We start from the raw sequence: 19,968 nt of genomic DNA, 5'->3' as shown, positions 1-19,968 counted from the left end.
AATGTTTGCGGGATTGCCCGTTCAAAGAGGTGACCATGGCGTTCGAAATCGTGGAGAGACCCGCACAGCGCATTTCCGGATCGTTCTGGGAGGGAACCTTTGTCGAGGCGGCCGATGGCGCCGTGCGCCGGCTGATCGCCGAAATGCAGGGGCACCACCAGCATCTTCATCCCGGCGACCATACGGCATTGGTCGGCATCTCCTGGAACGATCGTCCGGATGGCTTTCGCTATCTCGTCGGCTATGTCTCCGACAAGGCCGAGACGACCGTGCACCCTGGCCATGTCGACCTGCCGGCCATGCGCTTCGTAACGGCCCTGCATCACCCTGACGCCGGCGACGTCTTTGCCCATTACCAGAAAATGTTCGACTGGATCGCGGCCGAAGGCCTCGCGATCGATACCGCCTTGCTGCACTATCGCGAGGAGTACGATCCCGGTTTCGTCTCGCTGTCGCTATCCTCGCTCAGGCTGATGGTTCCGATTGGCTGATGCTTCCCATCAGAAAAATTGCTTTGACCATCAATACCGGCGCGGATACTTGCATGAGTGCTTAAATCAGAGGATTTGAGCGCGAAATCAGCGGCAGATCAAAGCGTTACAGCGGCCAGGCGCGCTTCAGCGAGGGCGGCTCATGCTTTCCGCCTGCCGCCGTCATTCCGATAGGCTCACCATGCTCGCCCGTCTGGCTCCCGCCATCTTCGTTCTGCTCTGGTCCACCGGCTGGGTCGTGGCGAAATATGCTGCGGTCTACGCAGATCCACTGACCTTTCTCGTGTTGCGCTACACGCTGGCGATCGCGCTCTTCATCCTCTTCTGCGTCGTCACCGGCGCGCAGTGGCCGAAGTCCTGGAAAATGGCCGGTCATGCGATCCTGTCCGGCATGTTCCTGCACGGGCTCTATCTCGGGTCGGTCTGGTGGGCGATCGGCGAAGGCGTGCCGGCCGGCATCTCCGGCATCATCGCCGGCCTTCAGCCGCTGATGACCGCGGTCGCCGCGGCCTTCGTCATCGACGAACGGCTGAGCGTGCAGCAGAAGCTTGGGCTGGTGCTCGGCTTCTTCGGCATTGCTCTTGCCGTCCTGCCGAAGGTGCTGGCGATCGACACGGGTGCGACGCCGATCCACTTTCTGCCCGTGATCATCAACGTGCTCGGCATGGGCGCCGTCACCTATGGCACGCTCTACCAGAAGCGCCATCTGCAGAGCGGCGACATCCGCACCATCGCAGCGCTGCAATATCTCGGCGCGCTGATCGTGACGATTCCGCTGGCGCTGATGCTGGAAGACCTGCACGTGACCTGGAACCTCCAGGTGGTTCTGGCGCTTGCCTGGTCGGTTCTCGGGCTCTCGATGGGGGCGATCGCGCTGCTGCTTTATCTGATCCGTCGCGGGCAGGTGTCGCGCGCAGCGTCGCTGATCTATCTCGTGCCGCCGCTCGCCGCCGTGCAGGCGTGGCTCTTCTTCGGCGAAGCGCTGACGCTGCCGATGGTCATCGGCACCATCATTGCCGTTGCCGGCGTCTATCTGACCAACCGCAAGCAGGCTTGACCCACGACGTGCGAGGGCGTGTAGCGGTTTTGCTATGGCGATAGGCGAACAGTCCAAAACGAAAACGGCGGGCCGAAGCGACCCGCCGTTCATATTTCTAAGTACTACGATGGCTTTGCGCGCCTGATCGACGCGCAGCGCCTCGGTCAGCCCTGGTGGCCGCGATTGCCGCCATTGCCCCGACGCTGGCCCTGGCCGCCTTCGCGACGCTCGCCACCGCCACGGTTTTCGTTGCGGCCGCCCTGGTTGCGGTCACGACGGTCGCCCTGCTTCTGGCCGGGACGTCCGTGGTGCTTCTTGCCTTCGTGGTTGCGGTTGCCTTCGCCACGGCCGTCAGTCTGCGGGTGGCCGTGATCGCGGCGCTCCTGGCGCTGCGGGCGGCGCTCGTCGCGCAGCAGGTCGTCGCCGGTAAAGCCACTGGTGGCTGCAACCGGCTCGCCGGCCGGGCGCTCACGACGCGGCGGACGGCCGCCGTTCTGGTGATGACCGCCGCCATTGCCCTTGCGGTGGCCGGCGCCGTTGTTGCCGCGGCCGCCGCGGCCCTTGGCCGGACGCGCCTGGTCGGCCGGAGCCTCGCCGCTGGCAACGGCAATGTTGATGCCCATCAGCTTCTCGATGTCGCGCAGCAGGCGGATTTCGTCCGGCGCGCAGAAGGCGATGGCGATGCCGTCGCGGCCGGCGCGCGCGGTGCGGCCGATGCGGTGAACATAGGCATCCGGCACTTCCGGCAGGTCGTAGTTGTAGACGTGAGTAACGCCGGGAATGTCGATGCCGCGGGCAGCGACGTCGGTTGCGACCAGCACGCGGATCTCGCCGTCACGGAAGGCCTTGAGCGCGCGCTCGCGCTGGCCCTGGCTCTTGTTGCCGTGGATCGAGGCGGCCTTGAAGCCGACGTGGTCGAGATGCTTCATCAGCTTCTCGGCGCCGTGCTTGGTGCGGCTGAAGATCAGCGACAGGCCGTCCGGGTTGTCGGTCAGCGACTTCTTGAGGATCTGCGTCTTCAGGTCCTTGCCGGGCACGAAGTGCACGTACTGTTCGACCTTGTCGGCAGCCTTGCCCGGAGGCGTGACTTCGACCTTGACCGGGTTGGTCAGGTACTCGCCGGCGAGCTCGGCGATCTGCTTCGGCATGGTGGCCGAGAAGAGCAGCGTCTGGCGGTTCTTTGGCACCAGCTTGGAGATCTTGCGAAGGTCGTGGATGAAGCCGAGGTCGAGCATCTGGTCGGCTTCGTCAAGCACCAGGTAACGGCCCTGCGTCAGCGTCACGGCCTTGCGGGCGACGAGGTCGAGCAGGCGGCCGGGCGTGGCGACCAGGATGTCGACGCCGCGGGCAAGCTGCTCGGTCTGCTTGTTGATCGAAACGCCGCCGACGACGACGCCGACCTTGATCGGCGACTTCTTCACGAACAGCTTGAGGTTGGCGGCGATCTGGTTGACCAGTTCACGGGTCGGTGCCAGCACCAGCGCGCGGATGTTGCGCGGATCGGGACGCCGGCTTTCGGCGACCAGCTTTTCGATCATCGGCAGGCCGAAGGCAGCGGTCTTGCCGGTGCCGGTCTGGGCGAGGCCGATGAGATCGTTGCCCTTCAGCACCAGCGGAATGGCCTGTGCCTGGATCGGGGTCGGCTTTTCGAAGCCGTTGGCAGACAGGGTTTCCAGAATGTGCTCGGAGAGGCCGAGATCTTTAAAGGTGGACAAATGCATATACCTTTTGGGGGCGCCAAACGCATTCGCCGGAACCGCGTTGTTGCTGTTCCGGTGTCGTTCGGCGTCAAGAACCCCGCGTGAATTGGGAACTTGTGGGTTGAATTAAGTCGTCAAGCGCCTGTGCTGTGCCGCCTATTGCGGTGATATGTGCGCTATCCTTCTTCACGGCTTTCTATGTCTGCCGAGGGCGCGCTCACGCGGCGGCCGGAAGGTGACGCTGGGCACCATGTCGTTGGTTTGGACGAAAAAGTCAAGGTCCATCTTTTCGCAGGTGCGAAATGAGATCTACTCAAGCGCGAGATCGAAGCCCGCTTCGGCTGCTTCCTGGCCGTTGACGAGGATGACGATGCGGTGGGTGCCGGGGTAGTATTTGCGGGTGGTGATTGGCCGGATCGCATGGCGTTTCTCGATCTCGATCGAGGCGCCGGGGGCAAGCGTCGCCGACGTCCACTTGAACACTTTCGGCGAGGTTGCGCCGTTTGCCTTGCGGTGGTGCACGGCGTAGTCGATCATCACCTTCTGGCTCGTCTCGGCGTCATGGCTGACGGCGAGGCGCAGGCCGAGACTTTCGCCCAGCACGATGTCCGAACGATCGAGCGAAAAGCGGGCATTGATGCCGGCCAGGGGCGCAAAACCGAAATTGCCGAGTGCGTCCGCGTGGCCCTGCTTCAAAAGCGTGCGCGAGGCGTGGCGTAGAAGCTGGCGGCGCTCCGGCGATGCGTCGCCGATATGCTCGGCGACGAAAGCGGCCACCAGGTCGGGATGGTCCTTGGCGATGTCGTTGAGGCTGTTGGCAACCGAGCGGCGCACATAGTCCTCGGGGTCGTCGAGGAGGGCCGTCAGGATCGGCAGGATCGGCTGCGGATCGCGAATGAGCTGCGGCAGCCGCATCGCCCAGGGCAGGCGCGGGCGGGTGCCTTCGCTCGCCAATCGACGGACGTGATGGTTGGGGTCCTTCGTCCAGCCGCGGATCGTCGCAAGGGCGCGCTCCTGATCACGATCGATGAAGACGCGGATGCCGAACTCGGCTGTGAAATGCGGCGTCAGCGCGCGCAGCAGCGACAGCGAAAGGTCGAAGTCGTCGAGGCCGCGCAAGGCGACGTACTGGCTGACGGGCAGCAGCGACCAGCCGCTGATGCCCTCGGCGCCGTCGCGGGGAAGGCAGGCGCCGAGGATGGCGGCCGCCTCCGGAAATGCCTGCGGCAGCGTCTCGACCAGCGCGTCGCGGATCTGCAGCGACCGCTGCATCAGCTCCAGCGCCTCCAGGCCTTCACCCGCAAGCACCATGAACTTCCTGCGATCGAAGGTTCCCGCGTTACGCCCGAGCGCATCGGCGATGGCGACGACGACACCGGGGTGCAGCAGGTTCTTCAGTGGTTCGGCCATCGCTCAGGCAATCCTTTGTTCGTCTAATTCCGGGTCGGTCAGATCCGCTGGCCGCCACTAAAATGCTGCACCAGCATTACCGCGCTGATGGTGGCTGCGTAAGGTGCGAACTCAGGGTCGACCCGGACGCGCTCGCCGGCCGATTTCGCAGCCTCCAGCGTTTCCCATTCGACCAGGTCGGCGAACATGCCCGAAGTCTCGCAGGAATCGACAGCGCGCCAGGAGACGAAGCCCGGATAGCGTGAAACCGCCTGCATGGCGCGCTGGCGCGTGGCCGTCGCGGCCGGCCTGTCGGTGACGATGCAGACGGCAAGTTCGAGGATGTGATCGCTGGTCATGAGGATGCTCCCTGTGAGTTGTCGCTTGATTTAACACAGGGCAACTGACAGCCTTATGGCCATTGCCGACGGCGGCGTGCTTGTGGACAAGCCAGGCGCGCGGTAGCCCTTTGATACGTCAACGACGCCTTGCCGTTGGGAGGCCAGACATGAGACCCGCCGACCGGCTGTTTCGCATCATTCAGCTCCTGCGCGCGAGCGGCCGGGTGATGACGGCGCGCGAGATCGCCGAGAAGATGGAGGTCGCCCAGCGCACCATCTATCGCGACATGGAGCACCTGATCGCCTCAGGCGCGCCGATCGACGGCGAGCGCGGCGTCGGCTATCTCCTGCGCGGCGCGTTCGATGCGCCGCCGCTTGCCTTTACCTTCGAGCAGCTGGAAGCGCTCGCCTTCGGCGCGCGGGCGGTGCAGATGCTCGGCGACGGCAGGCTCGCCCAGGCGGCGCGCGAGGCGATGGAGAAGATTGCCCATGGCCTGCCGCCCGAACATCGGCAGCGGCTGACGGCAGCACCGCTTCGCGCCTTCCGCTCGTCGCTCCAGCCAGAACCGCCGGCGCTGCTCGGCGAGATCCGCCTGGCGATCGCCGGGCGTCGCAAGCTTCGCCTGGCCTATGACAGCCTCAAGGACGAACATTCCGAGCGCATCATCTGGCCGCTGGGCTTGAGCGTCTTCGGGCACTTCTGGCTGCTGACGGGCTGGTGCGAACTGAGGTCGGATTTCCGCGATTTCCGGGTCGACAGGATCAGCGCGCTTCACGTCCAGCGCGAACGCTACGAGGTGATGCCGGAGCGCAGCTTCGAAGCCTATATCGCGCGGATGTGACCGGTGCATGCGGCGAAACAATCAGCATCGTCGCTACCTTCCGATGGAACCGGATCGCCGCTCGTTCGTTTCCTTTACAGGGTCTTCATGACCCTTCGCGATCCACACCTTTCACTGGGAGACAATCGTGCAGAACCGGACTTGGATACTGGCCGCGGATGGTAACACCGCGCGCATCGTCAAGGGCGTGAACCTGTTGAAGGAAGAGCGCCAGCGGCCGGAGGAGGAGACCTTTCACACCGAACCGAAGCGCGTTCAGGACATCATGGCCGACAAGCCGGGCCGCTCGCATTCGTCCGTCGGACACGGCCGCTCGGCCATGGAATACAAGAGCGATCCTGTTCGCGAGGAGCAGCAGCGCTTTGTTGCTGATGTGGCCGGAAGGCTCGAAAGCTATGCCGCCAACCAGGCCTTCGACAGCCTGGTGATCTGTGCGGCACCCCGGACGCTTGGCGATCTCCGCAAGCAGCTTTCCGCCCATGTCCGCGAGCGGACAGTCGCCGAGATCGACCGCAATTGCGTGGCTGCAACCACCGAGCAACTGATCGCAACGGCACGGGCCGCAGTGTTCCCTTAAGGCTTGGCCGCAGCCGGGCTTCGTAGCGCTTTCCGGTATATCCAGGGCGTCCCGTCAGAAATCGGTCGGGACGCCGCCTTCCGCCTTGCGCTTGGCGACGAAGGCGTCGAGTTCCTCCTCGATCGCGGGATCGAGCGGCGGGCGCTCATAGTCGTTGAGCTTCTGTTTGAAGATCCGGTTGGCATGGTCGTAGGTCGTCGGCCGCCCGGCTTCGGTCCAGGTCTCGAAGTTGCGCCAGTCCGACAGGATCGGCGAATAGAAGGCGGTCTCGTAGCGCTGCAGCGTGTGCAGCGTGCCGAAGTAATGACCGCCGGGGCCGACGTCGCGCACGGCATCGAGGCCAAGGGCATCCTCGCTGACATCGAGCGGGGTCAGATATTCCGCCACCATCTGCAACATGTCGACATCGAGGATGAACTTCTCGAACGAGGCCGTAAGCCCCCCCTCGGTCCAGCCGGCGGCGTGCATGACGAAGTTGCCGCCCCCTTGCGTCAGCGCCCAGAGCGACATGGCGGATTCGTAAGCCGCTTGAGCGTCCAGCGTATTGGCGGCGTTGGTGTTCGAGGTGCGGTAGGGGATGTTGTAGCGGCGGGCGAGCTGGCCGCCGGCGACCACCGCCTTCATGTATTCCGGCGTGCCGAAGGCGGGTGCGCCCGTCTTCATGTCGACATTGGAGGTGAAGCCGCCATACATGACCGGCGCGCCGCGCCTAACCATCTGGGTAAAGGCGATGCCGCAGAGCGCCTCGGCGTTCTGCTGCACCAGTGCACCGGCGATCGTCACCGGCGCCATGGCGCCGGCGAGCGTAAAGGGCGTGACCACGACCACCTGGTTGCGCGAGGACATCTCGATGATGCCCTGCAGCATCGGCCCGTCGAGCCGGAGCGGCGAGGAGGTGTTGATGATGGTGAAGAGCGAGGGCTCGCGTTCCATCTGCTCCATCGAGATGCCGCGGCCGATGCGGGCGATCTCGATGCCGTCGGTGTTGCGCTGCTGGCCGAGCGAATAGACGTGGAACACCTTGTCGGTAAGTTTCACCATGTCGGAGAGGCAATCGAGGTGGCGCACCGAGGCATGGATGTCGACCGGCTCGACCGGATAGCCGCCGGTCGTGTGGACGATGTCATAGGATTGCGCGAGCTTCACCAGCTTGCGGTAATCCTCCTGGTTGCCGGTGCGCCGGCCGCCGTCCCGGTCGGCGACGAAGGGCGCGCTGGCGATCTGGGCGAAGACGAGATTGTTGCCGCCGATGGCGACATTGCGGGCCGGGTTGCGGGCATGCATGGTGAAGGTTGGCGGTACCGAGGCGATCATGTCCATGATCAGCCCGCGGTCGAAGCGCACCCTGTCGGTGCCGGGTGTCACGTCGGCGCCGGCCGCCTTCATCCGCTCGCGCGCCTCCGGCAGGATGACGTCCATGCCGATCTCTTCGAGGATCGTCAGCGACGCCTCATGCACCGATTCAAGCGCATCATCCGAAAGGACGGTGGATTTCGCCAGCGTATTGACAAGATTGAGATATTTTCCGCCGGGGGATCTGCGCACACGCTCGGCACTGCGCCCGCCCGGGCGGCGTCGGCGCTCCAGCGGCGTCGAGGCTGCGTCGCCGGTTGCCGCATCGGGAAACTGATCGTCGTTCATGAAAGACCCACCGTGTTGCCGATGGGGAGTGTGTCGCAGATTCGAAGCGGCGATGGCCCGCCATTTGCGACAGTTCAGTTCTCTTGTGGAGTAAATCGCTTACCCTGACGCATTTCTGCAGCCGGATGGCGCAACCGCTCAAGACAGGCCGCAATCGCGACGAGCGCTAGGCTCGGTCGCCCCGCAGCATCTCGCGCTTGCCGGCAAACCCCTTGCGTTTTTCGACGGCAAAGCCCGCGGCCTGCAAATTGCGGCGGACGAAACCGGCGGCGGCATAGGTGGCGAAACTGCCGCCGGGCGTGGTCTTTTCGAAGACCAGCCGCATCAGCTCCTCCGACCACATGTCGGGATTGCGCGACGGCGCAAAGCCATCGAGATACCAGGCGTCGAACGGTTGTTCCGCGCGTGCGACGCCCTCGAGTGCCGGACCGCAGACGACCGTGAGGCTGACGCCGTCGCCGAAGTCGAGCCGGACGTCGCCATCGGGCTCGGCCGGCCAGCGCGAGGCCAGCGCCTGGCGCTCCGTGTCGATCTCCGGCCAATGGCTAAGCGCGCGCGAAATCTCTTCTGCCGCCATCGGGAAACGCTCGAAGGACACGAACTGCAGCCCGTCGCCGGCGGCAGCGGTCATCTTCCACTGACGCCAGGTTTCGCAGAAATTGAGGCCGGTGCCGAAGCCGAGTTCGCCGATGCGGAAGGTGCCTGCACCGACCCAGCGATCGGGCAGGCCGTTGCCCGATAGGAAGACGTGGCCGCACTCCAGCCGCCCGTCGGTGCGGCAATAAAAGTGATCGCCAAACTCCCGGGAATAGGGCATATCGCCCTCGTGCCAATCAAGGTTCTGGTGCGCCGGGGGCTCGATCGGGTCTGCGGATCCTGTCATGGCCAAGGCGATAATCCGCCGGCCGGAGAAGGTCAATCGATGAGCGAGCTTTTGGTCGTCGGCGGCGGCATCATGGGGCTGTCGGCCGCGCTTGGCGCCGCGCGCAGGGGCATGACCGTGCGGCTCGTCGAGCAGCAGGCGATCGGCGCTGGCGCCAGCGGTGGCCTTTTGGGCGCGCTCATGCCGCATATGCCCGATCGCTGGAACGACAAGAAGCAGTTCCAGTTCGACGCACTCGTGGCGATCGAAGAAGAGATCGCGGCGCTCGAGGCGGAGACGGGGGTTTCGACCGGCTATCGGCGGACGGGCCGCTTGATCCCGCTCGCCAAGCCTCACCTGCGCGACATCGCCCTTCGGCACGAGCAGGATGCACTGAGCCACTGGCGGGCGGCCGACAGGCAGTTCCACTGGCACGTGAAGGACGAGGGGCCTGAGGGCTGGCCAGGCGCCGAGGCAGCAGCGCACGGCATGGTCTTCGATACGCTCGCCGCGCGCGTCTCGCCGCGTCGCATGCTTGCGGCCCTCCGCACGGCGCTCCTGCGGGCACCGAACGCCCATGTGGACGAACGCCGGGGCGTGCGCCGGATCGAGCCGGCACACGGTTGGGCCGAACTCGACGACGGCACCCGGATCGGTTTCGAGCACTGTATCATCGCCGCCGGTGTCGGCAGTTTTCAATTGATCGACGACGTGTCAGCGCCGCTGGCGGAAACGAGCGGCACGGCGGTCAAGGGCCAGGCGGCACTGCTGCGGGCGGAGATCGACCCGGCGCTTCCGGTGATCTTCGCCGATGGCGTCTATATCATCGCGCATGACGACGGACATGTGGCGGTCGGCAGCACCAGCGAAAACAGTTTTGTCGATCCCCTGTCGACGGACGCGCAGCTCGATGAACTGCTTCGGCGCGCCGTGGCGCTTGCGCCGCGCCTGGCAGAGGCCGAGGTAGTGGAGCGATGGGCGGGGTTGCGTCCGAAGGCGACGGGGCGCGAGCCGATGGTCGGCCGGCATCCGGACCATTCGAACGTCTCGGTCCTGACCGGCGGCTTCAAGGTGAGCTTCGGCATTGCGCATCGACTGGCGCGTTTCGTCATGGACGAGATCGCCGGTTCTCCAACGATCGGTATTCCCGATTCCTTCTTCTGCCGGAATCACATAGCCGCACTTCGCGACAAAAGCCTTTAGCCCCGGACATGCGAAAGGCCCCGCCGGCGGCGGGACCCGAAAGATCGAAAGTCAGGCATTACATCCAGTAGGGCGGCACGCCGTAGTAGTCATAGACACGGCGGCCGTTTTCCGCGTTCCAGTCGTACTCGTCGGTGCCGTGATATTTCGGCGCGTTTTCGACCTGATCGCGAGTCACATCAGTGCGATAGCCGCCGAGCTTCTCGTCATAGGTCAGCTTTGCCCAGGGTAGCGGATAGTGGTCTTCGCCGAGGCCGAGAAAGCCGCCAAAGCCAAGCACCGCATAGGCGACGCGCCCGCTGCGCTTCTCGATGATCACGCGCTCGATCGAGCCGATGTGTTTGTCGTCGGGGCCGTAGACCCTCGTGCCTTCAACCTTGTCGCTCGCGATCAGGTCGTGGGTCTCCTTGATCCGGGCGTCCTGAAGGTTCGCATTGTGATAGGTCACGTTTCGTCTCCATCCTTGTTTTCCTACCATTGGGGAACGAGCGATCGGCCGGATGGTTCCGAAAAACCAACGGCGACGTTCGGGCCGGCGCTGCGCTCATCCCCGGTCGACTTCGTCAATCTGTCACGCAAATCACCTAAGACGCGGCCATTGGACAAGTCGGGGTGAGGGCGGAAAACCGCATGCTTTTGCTCATCCCGCGCTGAGGGATACCCGGAGCCAGCCGATGCGCTATGCCATTTGTTTTACGCCGCCGATGGCCGACACGCTTTCCGCGACCGCAGCAAGCTGGCTGGGACGCAACGTCTATTCCGGCGATCCTACGGAATTGCCGTCGGTCGCGGGCTTGAGCGCCGCCGATGTCGCCTATCACACGGCGGTACCCCGCCGCTTCGGCTTTCACGCGGTGATGATGTCGCCGTTCCGCCTGCATCCGGACATGACGGAATCGAAGCTTCTGAAGGCGCTGATGCATTTTGCCGGCGCCCAGACCCCGTTCGAAATCGATCGCCTGGAGGTTGCTCGTATCGGTAGATGCTTCGGGCTGATGCCGCAGGTGCCGAGTACGGCCATGCATCTGCTTGCGGCCAACGTCGTCCAGGAGTTCGACGCCTTCCGCGCGCCGCTCAGCGAAGACGAGATCGAGCGTTCCGATCCGGACCGGCTGACCGCGCCGCAGTTTTCCAACCTGTACCGTTGGGGCGATCCGCATGTGATGGACGAGTACCGCTTCCACATGATGCTGACCGGCCCGCTTGCGCCCGACGCGATGCGCCGGGTCGAGGCACCACTGCGCGACCTCTTCGAGCCCTGCCTATCAAAACCGCTTTCGATCGGCAGCCTTGCGCTGTTTGTCGAGCAGGAGACGGGCGCACCCATGCGGGTGCATTCGCAGCACCCGCTCGGCAAGATCTCGACGAACACGCGCGCCGAGCGGGCAAAGCGCGCCGCCGCCGATCCGTCGCTGGCGCCGCAAGGCGCAGTTCGGCCGCTGCCGCTGATCGTCGCCGCGCTGATGGCGCAGCGCTAAGCGGAAACGCACGCGGGCTGATCTGCAAACAGCAGCGCTTTCGGATAGGGCAGGCCGAGGGGCGGCATGTCCGAGAGCGCGAAGTAGCGCAGCGACTTCGTTTCGCCGTCGCTGATCGGCTGCTGGGAACCGACGATCCGGCATCGATAGAGGGTAACCACATATTCGACGCGGTTGCCGTTCGGGTAGGTGTAGCGAAACGCTTCTCCGCCGAAGACGCCCAGTATCCGCTCGACCGAGACCGGATAGCCGGTTTCCTCCATGACCTCGCGAAGGATCGCGTCGACAGGCGTTTCGCCCGGCTCGATGGCGCCGGCCGGCAGGCTCCAGCCTTCGCCGCTTGCTTTTTCCTGCAACAGGATCCGGCCATCGGGATCGAGAATGGAGGCCGCCACCGACGGGCAGAGAAGCAGGCCGGAACCGACTTTTTCGCGAAGCGCTTGAATGTAGGATTTCATCTCGATGCGGGCCGTTGTCCTTGCCGATCCATTCAACGCCGTTTCCGAAAATCTCTCAACCTCGGCCTGAACGGAATTTTTCTGGTGATTTCCGTCAGGGCCACGGTGCTGCCGCTGCCCCGCTTCCCGTCATTTCGGTATCGACAATCCGGTCGGCGGTGATACCGTTCCTAAAAATTCGAAGGGTGATTTGATGTCTGAGACTAAGTATCCGCGCGACCTCGTTGGCTACGGCCGCAATCCGCCGAAGGCAAACTGGCCGGGCGATGCGCGCATCGCCGTGCAGTTCGTGCTGAACTACGAAGAGGGCGGTGAAAGCTGCATTCTCGATGGTGACCCGGCGTCCGAATGCCTGCTGTCGGAAATCGTCGGCGCACAGCCCTGGGCTGGCCAGCGCAACCTCAACATGGAATCGATCTACGAATATGGCGCCCGTTCCGGCTTCTGGCGGCTGTGGCGCATGTTCACCAGCCGCAACGTGCCGCTGACCGTCTATGGCGTGACGCAGGCCATGGCGCGCAATCCGGAAGCGGTTGAGGCGATGAAGGAAGCCGGCTGGGAAATCGCCAGCCACGGTCTGCGCTGGCTCGAATACAAGGACGTGCCGGAAGAGGTCGAGCGCGAGCATATCCGCGAGGTCGTCCGCCTGCACACGGAACTCACCGGCGAGCGCCCGCTCGGTATCTACCAGGGCAAGCCTTCGGCCAATACGCTGAAGCTGGTGCTGGAGGAAGGCGGCTTCCTCTACTCCTGCGACAGCTATGCCGACGAGCTACCCTACTGGGTGCCGGGTCTTTCGCCCGACAAGCCGCACCTGATCATCCCCTATACGCTCGACGCCAACGACATGCGCTTTGCGACGCCACAAGGCTTCAACAGCGGCGACCAGTTCTTCAGCTACCTCAAGGACACCTTCGACGTGCTCTACGAGGAAGGCCGCCAGGGCGACGCCAAGATGATGAACATCGGGCTTCACTGCCGGCTCGTAGGCCGCCCGGGCCGCGCCGCCGCTCTTGCCCGCTTCATCGACTACGTGATGTCGCACGACAAGGTCTGGGTGCCGCGTCGCATCGACATCGCCAACCACTGGTACCAGCACCACAAGCCGGAAGGGGCGCTCTGATGACCGACCGTGATGCCTTTGTTGCCCGTTTCGGTGGCGTGTTCGAGCACTCGCCCTGGGTTGCCGAACGCGCCTACGACCGAGCCGCGGCGACGGGGCTGACGGCGGGCACGGTGCACTCGGCGCTCTGCCAGGCCTTTCGCACGGCGCTGCCGCGCGAGAAGATGCAGGTGCTGCGCGCGCACCCCGATCTTGCCGGCAAGCTGGCGATCGCCGGCAAGCTGACGGCGGACTCGACGGCGGAACAGGCATCCGCTGGCCTCGACCGGTTGACGCCAGAGGAGCATCAGCGCTTCACCGGGCTCAACGACGTCTACACGAAGAAATTCGGCTTCCCCTTCATCATCGCGGTGAAGGGGCTCACCAAGGCGCAAATTCTTGCCTCCTTCGAAAGCCGCATTGACAATTCGCCCGAAGAGGAATTTGAAACCGCTTGCGCACAGGTCGAGAAAATCGCCCGCCTGCGCCTGCAGTCGATGCTTCCTGGAGACGAAAATGCCTGACAAAACCGTTCGATGCCTGTCCCCGCTCATGAGGAGGGCCCTCGAACTGGACCGGACATCCGCAAGCGCCAAGTCTTCTTGCGAGGTCTCCGCATAATGTCGCGTCTGCTTACGATCGAACCGCTGACACGCGACGCCTTCGCCCCGTTCGGAACCGTCATCGAAGCCGATCCGGCAACGATGCGCTACATCAACGGCGGCAATACCGAACGCTTCCACGGGTTGGCGCGCGCCGATGTCGTCGGCGAGGGCGCCAACGTCATCATCAACATTTTTCGCGGCCAACCGCGTGCTTTCCCCTATTCGGTGACGATGATGGAACGGCACCCGCTTGGCAGCCAGAGCTTTTCGCCGCTCGACGACCGTCCCTGGCTCGTCGTCGTAGCGGACGACGAAGACGGGCGCCCGGGCACGCCACGCGTTTTCCAGGCGAACGGCCGGCAGGGCGTCAACTACGGCCGTAATGTCTGGCATCACCCGCTGATGTCCATCGGCGCCGTCAGCGATTTCCTCATCGTCGACCGCGAAGGGCCGGGCAACAATCTCGAGGAGTTCTTCTATGAGGAACCCTTCGTCATAGAGAGCGCGATCTAGCAGGACGTGCGCGGCTTCTGACAGCATCCCGCGCCAATGTGTGAGAAGAGAGAAGCCATGAGCAGCACCGGCCGCCTGACCACCCATGTTCTCGATACCGCTCTCGGCAAACCGGCCGAGGGCCTGCGCATCGACCTCTACTGGCTGGAGGGTGAAGAGCGGCAGCTGATCCGCACCGTACACACCAACAGCGACGGCCGCGTCGACGGGCCGATGGTTGAAGGCATCGGCTTCATGGCTGGCAATTACGAGCTGGTGTTCCATGCCGGCGACTATTTGCGCCGGTCAGGCGTGACACTGCCGGAGCCGGCCTTCCTCGACCGCATCCCCTTGCGCTTCGGCATCGCCGATCCGGCGAGCCACTATCATGTGCCGCTGCTGCTATCGCCCTATGGGTACTCGACCTACCGGGGGAGCTGAGGCGTCCACCAGACGCCACATGCCTTAAGGCGCCGGACCTCTCAAAGGGTCATCCTCGGGCTTGACCCGAGGATCCATATGTCGCCTGCGGCTTTGGATGCTCGGGTCGAGCCCGAGCATGACAAGAGAGTGGGAGGTGCGCCGTCTCACTCCGCCAGGATGCTGCGATCGACGTCGTTGATGTCGCGCTTGCCGCAGAGGGCCATGGTGATGTCCATCTCCTTGCGGATGATTTCGAGCGCCTTGGTGACACCGTCCTTGCCCATGGCGCCGAGGCCATAGAGGAACGGGCGGCCGATATAGGTGCCCTTGGCGCCCATAGCTACGGCTTTGAGCACGTCCTGGCCGGAGCGGATGCCGCCATCGATATGCACCTCGATTTGGTGGCCGACGGCATCGACGATGCGTGGCAGCATGCTGATCGAGGAATGGGCGCCGTCGAGCTGCCGGCCGCCATGGTTGGAGACGATGATCGCGTCGGCGCCGGTGGCGGCTGCCATCTTGGCGTCCTCCGGGTCGAGAATGCCCTTGAGGATCAGCGGCCCGCCCCAGCGCTCCTTGATCCAGGCGACATCCTTCCACGACAGCTGCGGGTCGAACTGTTCCGTCGTCCAGGCGCCGAGCGAGGAAAGGTCGGTGACGCTCTTGGCGTGGCCGACAATGTTGCGGAAGGTGCGGCGCTTGGTGCCGAGCATCTTCATGCACCAGCCGGGACGTGTGGCCATCTGCCAGAGATGTTTCGGTGTCATCTTCGGCGGCGCGGACAGGCCGTTCCTCAGGTCCTTGTGACGCTGGCCGAGGATCTGCAGGTCGAGCGTCAAAACCAGTGCCGAGCATTTCGCCGCCTTGGCGCGATCGATGAGGTTGAGCACGAATTCGCGTTCGCGCATGACGTAGAGCTGGAACCAGAAGGGTTTCGTCGTCACCGAGGCGACGTCCTCGATCGAGCAGATGCTCATGGTCGAGAGCGTGAAGGGCACGCCGAAGGCTTCCGCCGCCTGGGCGGCCAGCATCTCGCCGTCGGCGTGCTGCATGCCGGTGAGGCCGGTCGGCGCCAGCGCCACCGGCATCGACACCTTCTGGCCGATCATCGTCGTTTCCAGCGACCGGTTGGTCATGTCGACCAGGACCCGCTGGCGCAGCTTCACCTTGGCGAAATCCTCCTCGTTGGCGCGATAGGTGCCTTCGGTCCAGGCGCCGCTGTCGGCGTAGTCGAAGAAGAGTTTCGGCACCCGGCGCTTGGCGAGCGCCTTGAGATCGCTGATTTCGAGGATTTGCGTCATGGAAATAGCCTTCGTCCAACAGGGATTGAACGAGCCATTACCATGTTTGCCGGAGGCTTGTTAATAGCCAGAACGCAGAGAGGTCAATTTTCTTGACCTCTCTGCGTCTGGCGCGTCAAACGGCGGCGAGCGTCGATTTCGCCGGCTTGCCGGCGACATAGGTTTCGACGATCGACCGGTCGTCGCCCATGGTCTGCAGCAGGAAGAGTTCGTCGGCGAGCGAATTGACCACTTCGGCCCGAAGCGCCATCGCCGGCGTCGCCGTCATGTCGAGCACGATGAAGTCGGCGTCGGTGCCGGCTTCGAGCGTGCCGATCCGGTCAACGAGCGACAGCGCCTCGGCATTGCCGCGGGTCATCATGAAGAAGCTGTCGAAGGGGTTCAGCCGCTCGCCCTGCAACTGCAGGATCTTGTAGGCCTCGTCGAGCGTCTTCAGCATCGAATAGCTGGTGCCGCCGCCGATGTCGGAGGCGACCGAGGTGCGCACCGGCCTATCACGCCTGCTGAGCGCGCGCAGCGGAAAGAGGCCGGAACCGAGGAAGAGATTGGAGGTCGGGCAGAAAACGGCGACCGAGCCGGTTTCGCTCATGACGTCCGCCTCGCGCTCCGACAGATGGATGCAGTGGCCGAACAGGCTCTTGGGTCCGAGCAGGCCGTAGCGGGCGTAGACGTCGGTGTAATCAATGGCTTCCGGGTAAAGTTCGCAGGTAAAGGCGATCTCGTCGCGGTTTTCCGAAAGATGGGTCTGCACATGCAGATCAGGGAATTCATGCACCAGCGATTTCGCGACGTCCATCTGCTCCGGCGTCGAGGTGATGGCGAAACGCGGGGTGATGGCGACGTGATTGCGGCCCTTGCCGTGCCAGTCGCGGATGACGGCGCGGGTTTCGTCGTAGCTCATCTCAGGCGTATCGAGCAGGCCTTGCGGGGCGTTGCGGTCCATCATCACCTTGCCGGCGACCATGCGCATGTCGCGGCGCAGCGCCTCGGCGAAGAAGGCATCTGCGGACGCCTTGTGCACCGAGCAATAGGCGGTCGCCGTCGTCGTGCCGTGGCGCACCATCTCGTCGAAGAAGCGCGTCGCGATGCGCTCCGCATGGCCGCTCTCGACGAAGCGGCATTCCTCCGGGAAGGTGTAGGTATTGAGCCACTCCAACAGGTTGGCGGCATAGGAGGCCATCACCTGCATCTGCGGGAAATGCAGGTGCGTGTCGATGAAGCCGGGCACGATCAGGTGCGGGCGGTGATCGATTTCCGCCGCCTCTTCCGGAGCGTCAGCCTTCACCGCGGCATAGGAGCCGCTGGCTAGGATCCGCCCACCCGCAACCAGTAGGGCGCCGTCGCTCTCGTAGCTATAGGCGGCGCTGTCGTCGATCGACGTCGGCGCGCGGTGAAAGCTCAGCAATCGGCCGCGGATGAGGGTGGTCGTCATTGTGTCTTGCCTTCCTCGACGGCGCTTTCAAACCAGGCTGCCAGCAGCTGGCGTTCGTCCGTCGTCATGTCTGTCACGTTGCCGGGCGGCATCGCGTGGCTGCGCCCGGCCTGGATATAGATTTCGCGGGCATGGGCGGCAATCTCTGCGTCGCTTTCGAGCATCACGCCCTTCGGCGCCTGGGTGATGCCCTCATAAACCGGTTCGGCGGCATGGCACATGGAACAGCGGGTCGAGACCGTGTCCTTGACGGCGGGGAAGTGGGCATTGGCGGCGAAGCGGGTGAAGGCCGGCGCAACCTCGGCTTTCTTGTCTTCGCCGCCGGTCAGGACTTTCGGAACGGTCGACAGCCACATGATCAGGACAAAGATCAGCGCGGTGACGAGCCAGGTCCAGGTCGGCCTGCCCTTGCGGGCATGGGTGGTGTTGAACCAGTGGCGGATGGTGACGCCCATCAGGAAGACCAGCGCTGCGATGATCCAGTTGAACGCAGTGGCAAAAGCCAGCGGGTAGTGGTTCGACAGCATGAAGAAGATGACCGGCAGCGTCAGGTAGTTGTTGTGCAGCGAACGCTGCTTGGCCTGGGCGCCGAGCTTCGGATCTGGCGTGCGGCCGGCGATCAGGTCGGCGACGACGATCTTCTGGTTGGGAATGATGATGAAGAACACATTGGCCGACATGATCGTGGCGGTGAAGGCGCCGAGATGCAGGAAGGCGGCACGACCGGTAAAGACCTGGGTGTAGCCCCAGGCCATGGCGACGAGCGCCACATAGAGCAGCGCCATCAGCCCCCAGGTGTTCTTGCCGATCGGCGACTTGCAAAGCAGATCATAAAACAGCCAGCCGATGCCGAGCGAGGCAAGCGAAATCAGGATCGCGGTGGTTGCCGAGATGTCGAGCACGTGCCGGTCGATCAGGAAGAGATCGGCGCCGCCATAGTAGACGACACAGAGCATGGCGAAGCCCGAGAGCCACGTCACATAGGATTCCCATTTGAACCAGGTGAGATGCTCGGGCATCGAGGCCGGCGCCACCAGGTATTTCTGGATGTGGTAGAATCCGCCGCCATGGACCTGCCACTCCTCGCCATAGGCGCCGATGGGCAGATGATCGCGCTTTACCAGACCCAGGTCGAGCGCGATGAAATAGAAGGATGAGCCGATCCAGGCGATGGCGGTGATGACGTGCAACCAGCGCACGGCAAAGGCCAGCCATTCCCAGGCGATGGCGAACTCGTACATTCAGATCCCCTTTGTCTCCGTTGCCTCACTTTGCGCATAAACCGCGGAGGGGAAAAGGGGCTTGCGCGCTCCTCAAACGCTATTTGCTTGCAGGAAGTTCGGCGCGCAAAGTTCGCCGAGGATCCAGTCGCGGAAAATCCGGATCTTTGGCGTGTTGCGGCGGGCGTGCGGATAGGCGAGCCAGTAGTCGCAGCCGTCACTGCAGCGCAGGTCGAAGGGCTGATAGAGGCGGCCGAGCGCCACGTCATCGGGATAGAATTCCGGCGTCAGGATCGCCACGCCCTGGCCGGCGATTGCGGCACGCGCCTCGAAGGTCTGGGCACCGAGCCGGCTGTGCGGCCGTCCCTCGAGGTCGGGGTCCTCGACGCCGGCGGCCTTGAACCACATCGGCCACCAGGGATCGCCGGCATCGATGATCCTGAGCTTCAGGAGGTCGCGCGGCTCGTGCACGCCGCCGATTGTCTCTGCCAGCGCCGGGCTCAGCATCGGGCTGAATTCCACCCGCATCAGCGGATGGGTGTCGAGGCCGGGCCAGACGCCGCCACCGGAGCGGATCGCGAGATCGGCGGGCTCGCGGGTAAAATCCGTGAGCGAGTCGCTGGTCGTCAGCCGAACGGCGATGTTCGGATGGGCGAGCTGGAAACTGCCGATGTTGCGGGCGAGCCACTGCGAGGCGAAGGTCGGGGTCGAGCTGATCAGCAGCGCGCTGTCGATATCGCCGCGGGCATTGGAAACCGCCTCCTGCAGCATCTCGAAGGCTTCGGTGACGCGCGGCGCCATGCGCTGGCCGACGTCCGTCAACGAAATCTGGCGCGGGCGTCGCAGGAACAGCGGCTCGCCGACATTCTCCTCGATCAACTTAACCTGGTAGCTGACGGCCGTCTGGGTCATGCCCAGCTCTTCGCCGGCCTTGGTGAAGCTGCCGAGCCTTGCGACCGCTTCGAAGACCCTGAGCGCATTCAGCGGAAACTGCTTCGACATCTTCATGGATAAGTTCTCTTGATGCATGCAGACGGATGTTCGATTGGATTTCGATCCTCCTTCACGGCATCCTTCAAGTCAACTTCCCAAGACGAAACAGGTGCTAAAATGACTTGCGACACTTACGAACATACTGAAAGAAAACCATTTCTTTCGTTCGAGCCGGTCACCCGGCTTGTAGCCGGCCTGTTCGGGGGCCTTGTTGCCGCCAAGCCGACGCTCGACGTCAACGCGCTCCCTGACCACATCAAGAGAGACATGGGTTTCATGGATGGCCGCGGCCCCTATGGAGATGACGAAGAGGCAATGGCTGCCTCTCGCCGCCTTTTCAGCGTCGATGAAATGCCGCGGTTTTAACGTTGACGACGAT

Annotated in this window: 22 protein-coding genes; 11 read left to right on the top strand and 11 right to left on the bottom strand. The window is 63.9% G+C overall.

What is annotated here, in order from left to right; translation table 11 throughout:
* Window positions 1-35: 35 nt before the first annotated feature.
* Both M2267_RS18635 and M2267_RS18630 read left to right on the top strand, forming a co-directional pair.
* Window positions 36-491: a GyrI-like domain-containing protein gene (locus M2267_RS18635; protein WP_043623308.1), complete on the top strand. Its 456-nt coding sequence runs from the start codon at window positions 36-38 to the stop codon at window positions 489-491.
* A gap of 181 nt (window positions 492-672) precedes the next feature.
* A complete protein-coding gene (locus tag M2267_RS18630; RefSeq protein WP_043623328.1) occupies window positions 673-1,548 on the top strand; it encodes a DMT family transporter in 876 nt (291 codons plus the stop codon).
* Window positions 1,549-1,694: 146 nt separating this feature from the next.
* On the opposite strand, the gene M2267_RS18625 is transcribed toward M2267_RS18630, so the two are convergent.
* The 3 genes from M2267_RS18625 to M2267_RS18615 all read right to left on the bottom strand — a co-directional run bounded on the left by M2267_RS18625 (window position 1,695) and on the right by M2267_RS18615 (window position 4,978).
* The gene (locus M2267_RS18625; RefSeq protein ID WP_402320052.1) at window positions 1,695-3,245 is read right to left on the bottom strand and encodes a DEAD/DEAH box helicase; all 1,551 of its coding nucleotides are present in this window, start codon (window positions 3,243-3,245) and stop codon (window positions 1,695-1,697) included.
* Window positions 3,246-3,539: 294 nt separating this feature from the next.
* The gene (locus tag M2267_RS18620) at window positions 3,540-4,640 is read right to left on the bottom strand and encodes a DNA alkylation repair protein (RefSeq protein ID WP_429116105.1); all 1,101 of its coding nucleotides are present in this window, start codon (window positions 4,638-4,640) and stop codon (window positions 3,540-3,542) included.
* Between the two features lie 38 nt (window positions 4,641-4,678).
* Complete coding sequence (locus M2267_RS18615) at window positions 4,679-4,978, bottom strand: hypothetical protein (protein WP_043623699.1); 300 nt, start codon at window positions 4,976-4,978, stop codon at window positions 4,679-4,681.
* A gap of 149 nt (window positions 4,979-5,127) precedes the next feature.
* Here M2267_RS18615 and M2267_RS18610 point away from each other — a divergent pair, with 149 nt between their 5' ends.
* Window positions 5,128-5,802: a helix-turn-helix transcriptional regulator gene (locus M2267_RS18610; protein WP_043623696.1), complete on the top strand. Its 675-nt coding sequence runs from the start codon at window positions 5,128-5,130 to the stop codon at window positions 5,800-5,802.
* A gap of 127 nt (window positions 5,803-5,929) precedes the next feature.
* Window positions 5,930-6,379, top strand: coding sequence for a host attachment protein (locus M2267_RS18605; protein WP_043623693.1), 450 nt, complete (start codon window positions 5,930-5,932; stop codon window positions 6,377-6,379).
* A gap of 54 nt (window positions 6,380-6,433) precedes the next feature.
* Here the strand turns inward: M2267_RS18605 and M2267_RS18600 are convergent, their stop codons facing one another.
* Both M2267_RS18600 and mnmD read right to left on the bottom strand, forming a co-directional pair.
* The gene (locus M2267_RS18600) at window positions 6,434-8,020 is read right to left on the bottom strand and encodes a trimethylamine methyltransferase family protein (RefSeq protein ID WP_429116102.1); all 1,587 of its coding nucleotides are present in this window, start codon (window positions 8,018-8,020) and stop codon (window positions 6,434-6,436) included.
* Window positions 8,021-8,186: 166 nt separating this feature from the next.
* Complete coding sequence (gene mnmD, locus M2267_RS18595; protein ID WP_429116100.1) at window positions 8,187-8,903, bottom strand: tRNA (5-methylaminomethyl-2-thiouridine)(34)-methyltransferase MnmD; 717 nt, start codon at window positions 8,901-8,903, stop codon at window positions 8,187-8,189.
* A gap of 39 nt (window positions 8,904-8,942) precedes the next feature.
* On the opposite strand from mnmD, the gene M2267_RS18590 reads away from it, so the two are divergent.
* On the top strand, window positions 8,943-10,085 hold the full coding sequence (locus M2267_RS18590; protein WP_429116098.1) for an NAD(P)/FAD-dependent oxidoreductase: 1,143 nt from the start codon (window positions 8,943-8,945) through the stop codon (window positions 10,083-10,085).
* Window positions 10,086-10,143: 58 nt separating this feature from the next.
* On the opposite strand, the gene M2267_RS18585 is transcribed toward M2267_RS18590, so the two are convergent.
* Window positions 10,144-10,533, bottom strand: coding sequence for a PRC-barrel domain-containing protein (locus M2267_RS18585; RefSeq protein WP_429116097.1), 390 nt, complete (start codon window positions 10,531-10,533; stop codon window positions 10,144-10,146).
* Between the two features lie 226 nt (window positions 10,534-10,759).
* On the opposite strand from M2267_RS18585, the gene M2267_RS18580 reads away from it, so the two are divergent.
* Window positions 10,760-11,563, top strand: a complete 804-nt coding sequence (locus M2267_RS18580; protein ID WP_429116096.1) for a DUF1045 domain-containing protein — start codon at window positions 10,760-10,762, stop codon at window positions 11,561-11,563.
* On the opposite strand, the gene M2267_RS18575 is transcribed toward M2267_RS18580, so the two are convergent.
* Window positions 11,560-12,057: an NUDIX domain-containing protein gene (locus tag M2267_RS18575; RefSeq protein WP_429116094.1), complete on the bottom strand. Its 498-nt coding sequence runs from the start codon at window positions 12,055-12,057 to the stop codon at window positions 11,560-11,562. The two genes, M2267_RS18580 and M2267_RS18575, sit on opposite strands and share 4 nt — an antisense overlap.
* Window positions 12,058-12,214: 157 nt before the next feature.
* Here M2267_RS18575 and puuE point away from each other — a divergent pair, with 157 nt between their 5' ends.
* The 4 genes from puuE to uraH all read left to right on the top strand — a co-directional run bounded on the left by puuE (window position 12,215) and on the right by uraH (window position 14,661).
* Window positions 12,215-13,144 carry an allantoinase PuuE gene (gene puuE / locus M2267_RS18570; protein WP_205238095.1) on the top strand — a complete coding sequence of 310 codons (930 nt, stop codon included), beginning with the start codon at window positions 12,215-12,217 and terminating at the stop codon, window positions 13,142-13,144.
* On the top strand, window positions 13,144-13,647 hold the full coding sequence (gene uraD, locus M2267_RS18565) for a 2-oxo-4-hydroxy-4-carboxy-5-ureidoimidazoline decarboxylase (RefSeq protein WP_043623675.1): 504 nt from the start codon (window positions 13,144-13,146) through the stop codon (window positions 13,645-13,647). The genes puuE and uraD overlap by 1 nt, the downstream gene beginning before the upstream one ends.
* Window positions 13,648-13,743: 96 nt before the next feature.
* Window positions 13,744-14,241, top strand: a complete 498-nt coding sequence (locus tag M2267_RS18560; protein WP_429116092.1) for an ureidoglycolate lyase — start codon at window positions 13,744-13,746, stop codon at window positions 14,239-14,241.
* A 57-nt stretch (window positions 14,242-14,298) separates the two neighbouring features.
* Window positions 14,299-14,661, top strand: coding sequence for a hydroxyisourate hydrolase (gene uraH / locus M2267_RS18555; RefSeq protein WP_043623670.1), 363 nt, complete (start codon window positions 14,299-14,301; stop codon window positions 14,659-14,661).
* Between the two features lie 146 nt (window positions 14,662-14,807).
* Here the strand turns inward: uraH and M2267_RS18550 are convergent, their stop codons facing one another.
* The 4 genes from M2267_RS18550 to M2267_RS18535 form a co-directional block, all read right to left on the bottom strand.
* Window positions 14,808-15,944, bottom strand: a complete 1,137-nt coding sequence (locus tag M2267_RS18550) for an alpha-hydroxy acid oxidase (protein ID WP_429116090.1) — start codon at window positions 15,942-15,944, stop codon at window positions 14,808-14,810.
* A gap of 115 nt (window positions 15,945-16,059) precedes the next feature.
* Window positions 16,060-17,376 (bottom strand): guanine deaminase, encoded by a 1,317-nt coding sequence (gene guaD, locus M2267_RS18545; RefSeq protein WP_429116088.1) that lies wholly within the window; start codon window positions 17,374-17,376, stop codon window positions 16,060-16,062.
* Window positions 17,373-18,617: a urate hydroxylase PuuD gene (gene puuD, locus M2267_RS18540; protein ID WP_429116086.1), complete on the bottom strand. Its 1,245-nt coding sequence runs from the start codon at window positions 18,615-18,617 to the stop codon at window positions 17,373-17,375. Before puuD ends, guaD begins: the two co-directional genes overlap by 4 nt.
* A gap of 72 nt (window positions 18,618-18,689) precedes the next feature.
* Window positions 18,690-19,604, bottom strand: a complete 915-nt coding sequence (locus M2267_RS18535; RefSeq protein ID WP_429116084.1) for a LysR substrate-binding domain-containing protein — start codon at window positions 19,602-19,604, stop codon at window positions 18,690-18,692.
* A gap of 12 nt (window positions 19,605-19,616) precedes the next feature.
* Between M2267_RS18535 and M2267_RS18530 the strand changes: the two genes are divergently transcribed.
* Window positions 19,617-19,955 (top strand): hypothetical protein, encoded by a 339-nt coding sequence (locus tag M2267_RS18530; RefSeq protein ID WP_429116082.1) that lies wholly within the window; start codon window positions 19,617-19,619, stop codon window positions 19,953-19,955.
* Window positions 19,956-19,968: the final 13 nt, after the last annotated feature.

It is taken from the genome of Ensifer sp. KUDG1, from assembly GCF_050434285.1.
In the GTDB taxonomy this organism is placed as follows: Bacteria; Pseudomonadota; Alphaproteobacteria; order Rhizobiales; family Rhizobiaceae; genus Ensifer.
This window is presented reverse-complemented; position numbering and strand designations above follow the sequence as displayed.